Raw genomic sequence first — 7324 nt, 5'->3', positions numbered from 1 at the left:
AGGCTGCGCGATCGATCTTCCCCTCTCCCGTCGGGAGAGGATTTAAGGTGAGGGACCTTATTCAGCGCGCGATTTTTCTCGCGCGCCTCGGCGCGACCGTCGCGATGAACTATCGGCGCGACGAAGCGAGCGCGGCGAAAACCCTCGACGAGGTGCGCGCGATCGCGCCGCGCTCGATCCTCATCAAGGCCGACCTCGAAGACGAGGCGCAGGTGCGCGCGATGGTCACGCGCACCGCGTCTGAGCTGGGAGGCCTCGACATTCTGATCGCGAATGCGGCCGCGACCGCGTTCAAGCCATTGCTCGAAATGAAACCGCACAATCTCGCGCGAACTTTTGCACTCAGCGTCAACGGCTTCGTCGCCGCAGTGCAGGAAGCGAACAAGGTGATGCGCGACGGCGGGCGCGTCCTGATGATTTCCGGCATCGACTCGATTCGCAATCTGCCCGGCCACGGCGTGCTCGGCGCGGCGAAAGCCGCACTCGAGAGCATGGTGCGCGACTTCGCGTTCGAGCTGGGCCCGCGCGGCATCACCGTCAACGGCCTCAACGTCGGTTACATCGACACCGACTCCGCGCGCTTCTACGCCAACTACCTGGGCGACAACTACGAAGATTTCCAGCGTCGATCCGCCGAGCGCAGCGCCCTGAAACGCCTCCCGACCCTCGACGAAATCGCCGCCGTCGCCTGCCTCCTCTGCCTCCCCGCCGCGAGCTACCTGACCGCGCAAACCATAATGGTAGACGGCGGCTTCACCCTGAGCTTCCCCGGCGCGCAGTGATTTCGTCCGTGAATCCGAAACACTTCGGCGTTCCAGCAGTACTTGCGCTAACGATCATTGCGTGGACCGGGTTAAGTTCGGCTCAATGGATAGCCGACGACTCCGATTGGTGGTCGCTCCTCCGGCCTATAGAGGAGGAAGGAGGATGTTCGACGCCCAGTAAAGAGAAACCTACCGAGAATAACTTCGTTATTGCGGATTTGCGACAGGGACATCCTATCCGCGAAGCGGGAGAAAAGGTTGCGAGACCATCGGTGATAATCGAGCGCGGAGACGCGAGTACCGGCCGTTCGCAGATATGCTTCAGGTCAGTATCCGAGAGAGGCAGATTCAAACTGATTTTTGAAGAAGGGGAGGTAGCCTCTGCGGCATATCTGATTGACGGAGGTCCGAGCTGGAGGGGGGCAGACAAGTGCGTCGTGTCCCCGAAGATTTCGGGAAATCTTGCCACACAGAGTGGTTTGCATCTCGGGATGACCGCCGCTCAGGCGGAGCGAATATTGGGCAAGCCCTGCATCGAATCGAACGATGGAATTGAGTACGCCTTTGACTTTTCGCATTTGCCGACTTCGGACGAGCGACAACGCCTCAAGGGCCACGGCGACTTCTATCCCGATGAGCCCTTCGACTGGTTCGGCACCATCCAGATCAAATTCCATAGGGCGAAGGCTTACTACATAGCCATATTAACTGGCGACACCCAGTAGTCCTCGAAAAGCTCGCAGCCTTCCTTTGCGGCGATATCAGGATGAAGGTTTGCGCTGCCTGATTGCCTCCGCAGCGGCGACACGAAGGATCGTTGGCGCCGCACTCGGGATCATCATCGCGACCATCATCACGGTCCACATAGCAAAAATGACGGCCCGCGTAGCCGAGTCCCCACGACGGCGGCGGCATCAGCATACCTTGCCGCCGGCCATATCCATCGTCAGCATCCCGGTGCCCGCGAGAAGATAGATCCACGAGACCTCGACGATGCACGCGAGGGCGGCGACGACTATCTTTCATCGAAGGCCGGAACTTTTTGTGGGGAGCAAGCCGATACCCGCCAGCACGGCGAAGAAAGGAATTGCCGGCGACCGAAACCGCATCGAGATCGCGTTGGCGTAGAGTGCTGGCGGCAGTATCAACATCAGCGCCGCCCCCAGCAGTATCCATCGCTCCCAATCTCGCGGCCGACGCCATAGCGCGCGAAACACTCCGATCCAAATCACCGCCAGCATTCCGCACTGAAATGCGGTCGCAACCAATTTGATCGCCGCGAATGCGCGAGGGTTCGTGATTAATCCCTGCCAACCTGTTTGCAGCTCGTACGGCTCAATCGCAAGTTTGATAAATCCATCGAGCGTATTGATCGTGAAGTCGATTGGATGCGCGAGAATCACCGCGACTGACCTGGAAAGCATGAAACTTGACAGTGCCGGATCCGTTTCGAGCGCCGAGACAGTCGGGTCGGAGCCGTAGAGCTGCTCGAATTGAGCATCGCCGCGGGTTTGACGCTCGGCCACCCGCGCCGCGGCATCGCGGTCGAAAGAAAGCCTGACAGTTTCAAGCGGTACTCGATCATGCCGCGCGATAGCCGCTGGCGCGGTGTACAGATAGAGATTCATCGGACCTTCGACGGTCAGTGTAAAGACGCCGCCTACGCGTTCGTTGCGAATCGCCCACGCACAGATGATCAGAATTGGGACCGACATCGCAGCGACCGCGCCGCGCCAATTGCGTTTCACAACAAACGGCATCGCAACCAGCGGGACGAGCACCTCCGCGACAGGACGAATCATGGCGGCCATACCGAGCGTCGCGCCGGCAAGGACCGGGTTGCCGTCGAGCGCCGCGAAAATAGCGGGCGTCAGCACTGCCTGGAACAGCGCTTCGGTGATGAGCTCCTTGCTATTCAGGATCGTGGGAACATCAACCGCCACGATCATTGCAGCGAGAATTCCAGCGATCGGACCGGCGCGGCGTTCGGCAAACCTGGCAACGATGAAACATACCAGCGTGCCAAGGGCTGCTTGTATCAGAATCGCCAGCCGAAGATGAGCGAGTAAAGGAACCAGAAAGACCGGATATCCCGGCGTGCGCATCAGCTCCGGAGCACCGCAGCGCTCGGCGTACGGAGCGAAGCCGCAGCCGACGCTAAGTCCCCGCGCGAGCGCGAGATACAGATGTGAGTCCGCGCCGACCGCCCAATCGGAGCCGGCTCGCACCAGCCACATCGCGCGAAGGATAAACGCGAGCACCACGACCGCGGCGAGTTGTGCGCGACGACTGAATTTCACAATGGAGATTTGCGCTTCGCAATCGCGTCGGCAGCGGCCGCGACGGCTTGCCAGCCTTCCTCTGGGATGTAGTTCATCTCGAGGCGGGTGCCGTCGGGATCTTCGAAGACCACCGAATAGTAGCCGGGCCAGAAGGGACCGGGCTCTGCGGGGAAAATAATCTTCGCGCCGATCTCCTTCAGCATCAGGCAGCACGAATCGACTTCTTCGCGGCTGCGCGCGCGAAACGACAGGTGATGCAGTCCCGTGCGCCACTGCGAAAATCGTCGCCGACCGGCGCCGCGTGACCCATGACGAACATGTACTCGTCCGCGTACCATCCGACGCCCAGCGGCGACTCGTAGTATCGGCGCATCCCGATGTGAGTCATCAGGCGGTCGTAAAATTTCAGGCATGCGTCGTAGTTGCTGACCGTCAGCGTGACGTGGCCGAAACCGGCAAATTCCATTTTTAGTACCTTAGCCGTGAGCGGTGATCGCGATTTTTATATTGCCCCATTTGCCGACTGCGCCCTGGCCATGGCATGACACACTGCCCTTGCCCGGCGCGATGTCTTTTTCGCTCATCAGGCCGAGCGCGAGCGTGCACGGCCCAAGCTTGAACGGGACGTTGGAATACTGCCGCACCTGCTTGCCGTCGACTGTGAAGGTGACGCGGTCGGCGGCGGAGTCGTACGCAATTTCAAAATGATGGAGCTGGCCGGGCGCGCTCGCATCGCGAATTTCCTCGAACAGGCAGAAGTGCCGCGGGCCGTGCGCGGGATCGACGATCGGCACTCCGGGAAATGGCAGCTTGCCGTACACCGTCGCGATCGTTTCGTTGCCGACGAAGAAATCGAGCGCGGCGCCAGTCGAGAAATCGAGCACGTTGAACGAAACGAACCCATCGTAGAGATCGCCGGGCGCGCCGTCGACTATTGTGGCGGCGAGATCGATCGAAAACGTAATCGTGCCGCCTTCCGGGCATGCGAACGTCCGCGTGCTGAAGTACATGTGCTTGGCATTGTCGAGAAACTGGATCTTGTCGTGGCCGCGTGTGTACGGCACGGCGGCGACGCGTAGAAAACCGTCCTGCACTATTACGACCGCGTTGGGCTCGCGATACTGCCAGAAGCCGCCGTCGGGCAAAGGGAAGCCGGCGAGCATCCAGTCGCCCTCGCCGGTGACGGCTGACGCGAAGTTCGAGTACTCGATGATCTGGTTGTCGGAAGGGGATGCGGACTTAGTCATATCGGGGAAAGATACAGAATACGGAATGATGAATCACCTGCGCGGTGAGCGGCAAGGGGTGACCCCTTGCAACCCAGTATCTATGCGAAGATGCGGTGCTACGCACCTGTTAGAACTTTTTCGAAAAGACCTGTCCTCAGGGCTTTTCGGTATAGACACTGGGTGCAGGGCTCAGCCCTGCCGCCCACCGCGCAGGTGATTGTGCGGATTTGTCCCCGGCTTAAGAATGGTGGTAGTCGGTTTTTTATCCGCGGAGGTTCTCAATGGCGCAACCAACTAAAGACTCCGACCGGGCGAGGCAGGCAGATCAGGAAAAGCATCACGCCCGGCATCCTCACAACGAGAATTTTTTGGCGCAAGGCGGATTGATTGCCGTGGATGTCCGCGCGGAGATTGCGCGGCTCAAGAGCGAGCCGGTGTGGGCCGACAATGATCGGCATGGCAGCTCGCTGGTCAAGGGCGACGGGATCAACGTCGCGCTGATGGTGCTGAAGAAGGGCGCCAAGATGCAGGAGCATCACACGCGCGCGCCGATCACGGTGCAGGTGATAGAAGGCCGGATTAATTTTACCGCGAAGAGCAAGCCGCAGGTTGTGACCGACGGGACGATTGTTGCGCTGGACCGTGGAATCGAGCATTCGATCGAAGCACTCGAGGAAAGCGCGCTGGTGCTGACCGTCGGCGGAGAGCAGATGTAGGTGGCGCTGTACGATCGGATTGGAGTCGGCTACGACACCACGCGGCAAGCCGATCCGTATCTGTTGTCGCGACTGATTCATCATCTGCGGCCGCGCGCGAACAGGCGCTATCTCGACATAGGGTCGGGCACCGGGAATTACACGATCGCGATGTATCAGGCGGGCGTACCGATTCGCGGACTCGAACTTTCGGCGACGATGCTCGCGCGGGCGAAGGAGAAGGCGCCCGCGATCGCGTGGCACAACGGTCGCGCCGAGGCGATCCCGTTTGGGTCGGCGAGCTTCGACGGCGCGATCTGCACTTTTGTGCATCACCATATGGCGGACCCGGTCGCGGCGTTCAAGGAAGTTCATCGTGTGCTGACGCCGCACGCGCGCCTCGTGATTTTCAATTGCACGGCCGAGCAGATGAGGCATTGCTGGTTGAACGAATACTTTCCACGAATGATGAAAGAAAAAGCGACCGCGCCGTACGAACGGTTCGTGACCGTCGACGTCCTCGACGCGGCGGGATTTCGAAACCTGTCCGAGGAAAAGTACGATGTAGCTCCCGACCTGAAAGATCTTTTTCTGTATTGCGGGAAGCATCAGCCCGAGCGGTACCTCGACCCACGCATCCGAAGCGGCATCTCGAGTTTCGCGGACGCTCCCGATCAGGAAGAAGTCGAGCGCGGCGTTCAGCGCATCGCGGACGACATCCAGTCGGGACGAATCAACGATGTGATCCGGAAGTACGCGTGGGACGGCGGCGACTATATGTTTACCGTCGCCAAGCGATAGAGCGAAGTCCTACACGCGGGCGCGGACGGCTCCGTCTACTGCGATCGATTCTCCTGTCACGAAACCGGCCGCGGGCGAGACCAGGTAGAGCAGGGCGCCGCCGAGTTCTTCGGGTTTCACGAGACGATTGTCGGGCAGGTACTTGAGCAGCGTCTTGCTGAACTCGTTGTCCTGCGCGGCGGGACTCGATTCGTCGTCGAGCCATCCGGCCTCGATCGCGTTGACGCGGATACCTTTGCGCGCCCATTCGAGCGCGAGTGCGCGCGTCAGGTTCAGGACCGCCGCCTTCGCCGCGCAATAGAGCGCCGCATTGGGGACTCCCCGTTCCGCCAGCACCGACGTGATATTGACGATGACTCCGCCGCCCCGCGTTAGCATCACGCGCGCGCCCTCCTGGCACGACATCCACACCGTTTTCAGATTGTTCTCCATGATTCTGTCGAACGCAGTGTCGTCGCCGGCTTCCGCCGGTCCGAAGGCGGGCGTGTCGAGAGCGTTGACCAGGATGTGCAATCCGCCGAGTTCCTTTGCTGCCAGATCCGCGGTGGCGGACACGTCGGCGCGCGTCGCCGCGTCCTGCACGCGAACCACGGCCTTGTTCCCGGCCGCGCCTACGAGCTTGGCGACTTCTTTGAGCTGCTTGTCAGTGCCGGGCTCCTGCGAGGCGATCAGGACTTTCGCGCCGGCCTCTGCCAGCGCGACGGCGGCCGCGCGGCCGATGGGATGCTCGGCGCCGACGACCAGCGCGCCTTTGCCTTCAAGGGAGAAGTCATTCGATGAGTTGGAGGATGGCATTTTGGCCCCGATGTTCTTTCACTCTAATTAGATGTTTCGGGCGATACTCCGGTCGGCGCGATACCGCCCGCGAGTCCGCCGCCATCGATTGCGATCAGTTCGCCGTTGACGTGGTTGGACGCATCCGAGGCGAGGAACACCGCCAGCGGGCCGAGCTCACTGTCTTCGCCGACGCGCCCTAAAGGAATAAATTTTCCGCCCTTGAAAAACTGCAGCATCTCTTCGTTGTGCGGGAAGACGCCGGGTACGATGCAATTGGTCTGGATGTTGAACTGCGCGTAGGTCAGCGCCATCGAGCGCGTCAACTGGATCGTTCCGCCTTTCGCGCACGCGTACATAAAGTTGTGCTTGCCACCGCGGAGCCCATAGCCCGACGCGATATTTATAATCTTGCCGCGCTTCTGTTTGACCATCTGCGGCGCGACCGCGCGACATCCGTAGAACTGGCTGCTGAGGTTTGTGTCGATACCGCGGCGCCAATCCTCGTCGGTGATTTCCGGGAGCTGCTTGCCCGCGCCGCCATCGCCGCCGCCGGCATTGTTCACCAGGATGTCGATTTTGCCGAACTCCTTGATGGTCGCCTCGGCGAGCGCGTTGACCTGCGCCGAGATAGTCACGTCGGTTGGGACGATCAGACATTTGCGGCCGGTTTTTTTAACGGCGTCGGCGGTTTCGTCAAGCTGCGACTGGGTGCGCGCGGCCGCGACGATATCGGCGCCCGTCTCGGCGAACTTCACCGCCATCGCGCGGCCGAGTCC

10 protein-coding genes are annotated in these 7324 nt (G+C 60.8%); 4 read left to right on the top strand and 6 right to left on the bottom strand.

All coding sequences use genetic code 11. The features are described 5' to 3' along the window. Nucleotides 1-47: 47 nt before the first annotated feature. Complete coding sequence (locus tag WB650_RS23445; protein ID WP_423962250.1) at nucleotides 48-782, top strand: SDR family oxidoreductase; 735 nt, start codon at nucleotides 48-50, stop codon at nucleotides 780-782. Between the two features lie 8 nt (nucleotides 783-790). After that, a complete protein-coding gene (locus WB650_RS23440) occupies nucleotides 791-1489 on the top strand; it encodes a hypothetical protein (protein ID WP_422306988.1) in 699 nt (232 codons plus the stop codon). A gap of 36 nt (nucleotides 1490-1525) precedes the next feature. On the opposite strand, the gene WB650_RS23435 is transcribed toward WB650_RS23440, so the two are convergent. The 4 genes from WB650_RS23435 to WB650_RS23420 form a co-directional block, all read right to left on the bottom strand. After that, nucleotides 1526-1630, bottom strand: a complete 105-nt coding sequence (locus tag WB650_RS23435; protein WP_423962248.1) for a DUF2182 domain-containing protein — start codon at nucleotides 1628-1630, stop codon at nucleotides 1526-1528. 156 nt (nucleotides 1631-1786) lie between these two features. Continuing rightward, entirely contained in the window at nucleotides 1787-3064 is a 1278-nt protein-coding gene (locus WB650_RS23430; RefSeq protein ID WP_422306985.1) for a hypothetical protein, read from the bottom strand. Further along, nucleotides 3061-3384: a VOC family protein gene (locus WB650_RS23425; protein ID WP_422306983.1), complete on the bottom strand. Its 324-nt coding sequence runs from the start codon at nucleotides 3382-3384 to the stop codon at nucleotides 3061-3063. Before WB650_RS23425 ends, WB650_RS23430 begins: the two co-directional genes overlap by 4 nt. A 138-nt stretch (nucleotides 3385-3522) precedes the next feature. Further along, entirely contained in the window at nucleotides 3523-4293 is a 771-nt protein-coding gene (locus WB650_RS23420) for a DUF6081 family protein (protein ID WP_422306981.1), read from the bottom strand. Between the two features lie 263 nt (nucleotides 4294-4556). Here WB650_RS23420 and WB650_RS23415 point away from each other — a divergent pair, with 263 nt between their 5' ends. Together WB650_RS23415 and WB650_RS23410 are read left to right on the top strand one after the other, a co-directional pair. Then, nucleotides 4557-4991: a hypothetical protein gene (locus WB650_RS23415; RefSeq protein WP_422306979.1), complete on the top strand. Its 435-nt coding sequence runs from the start codon at nucleotides 4557-4559 to the stop codon at nucleotides 4989-4991. Then, nucleotides 4992-5771, top strand: a complete 780-nt coding sequence (locus WB650_RS23410) for a class I SAM-dependent methyltransferase (RefSeq protein ID WP_423962246.1) — start codon at nucleotides 4992-4994, stop codon at nucleotides 5769-5771. Between the two features lie 9 nt (nucleotides 5772-5780). On the opposite strand, the gene WB650_RS23405 is transcribed toward WB650_RS23410, so the two are convergent. Both WB650_RS23405 and WB650_RS23400 read right to left on the bottom strand, forming a co-directional pair. Continuing rightward, a complete protein-coding gene (locus WB650_RS23405; protein ID WP_422306975.1) occupies nucleotides 5781-6566 on the bottom strand; it encodes an SDR family NAD(P)-dependent oxidoreductase in 786 nt (261 codons plus the stop codon). 23 nt (nucleotides 6567-6589) lie between these two features. Continuing rightward, on the bottom strand, nucleotides 6590-7324 hold a 735-nt coding region (locus WB650_RS23400; RefSeq protein WP_423962244.1), incomplete at its 5' end, for an SDR family NAD(P)-dependent oxidoreductase.

The sequence above is a fragment of the Binatus sp. (SeqCode) genome, assembly GCF_049584895.1.
Taxonomy (GTDB): domain Bacteria; phylum Desulfobacterota; class Binatia; order Binatales; family Binataceae; genus Binatus.
Note: the sequence above shows the minus strand (reverse complement) of the source record. Positions and strands in the feature narration are given on the sequence as shown.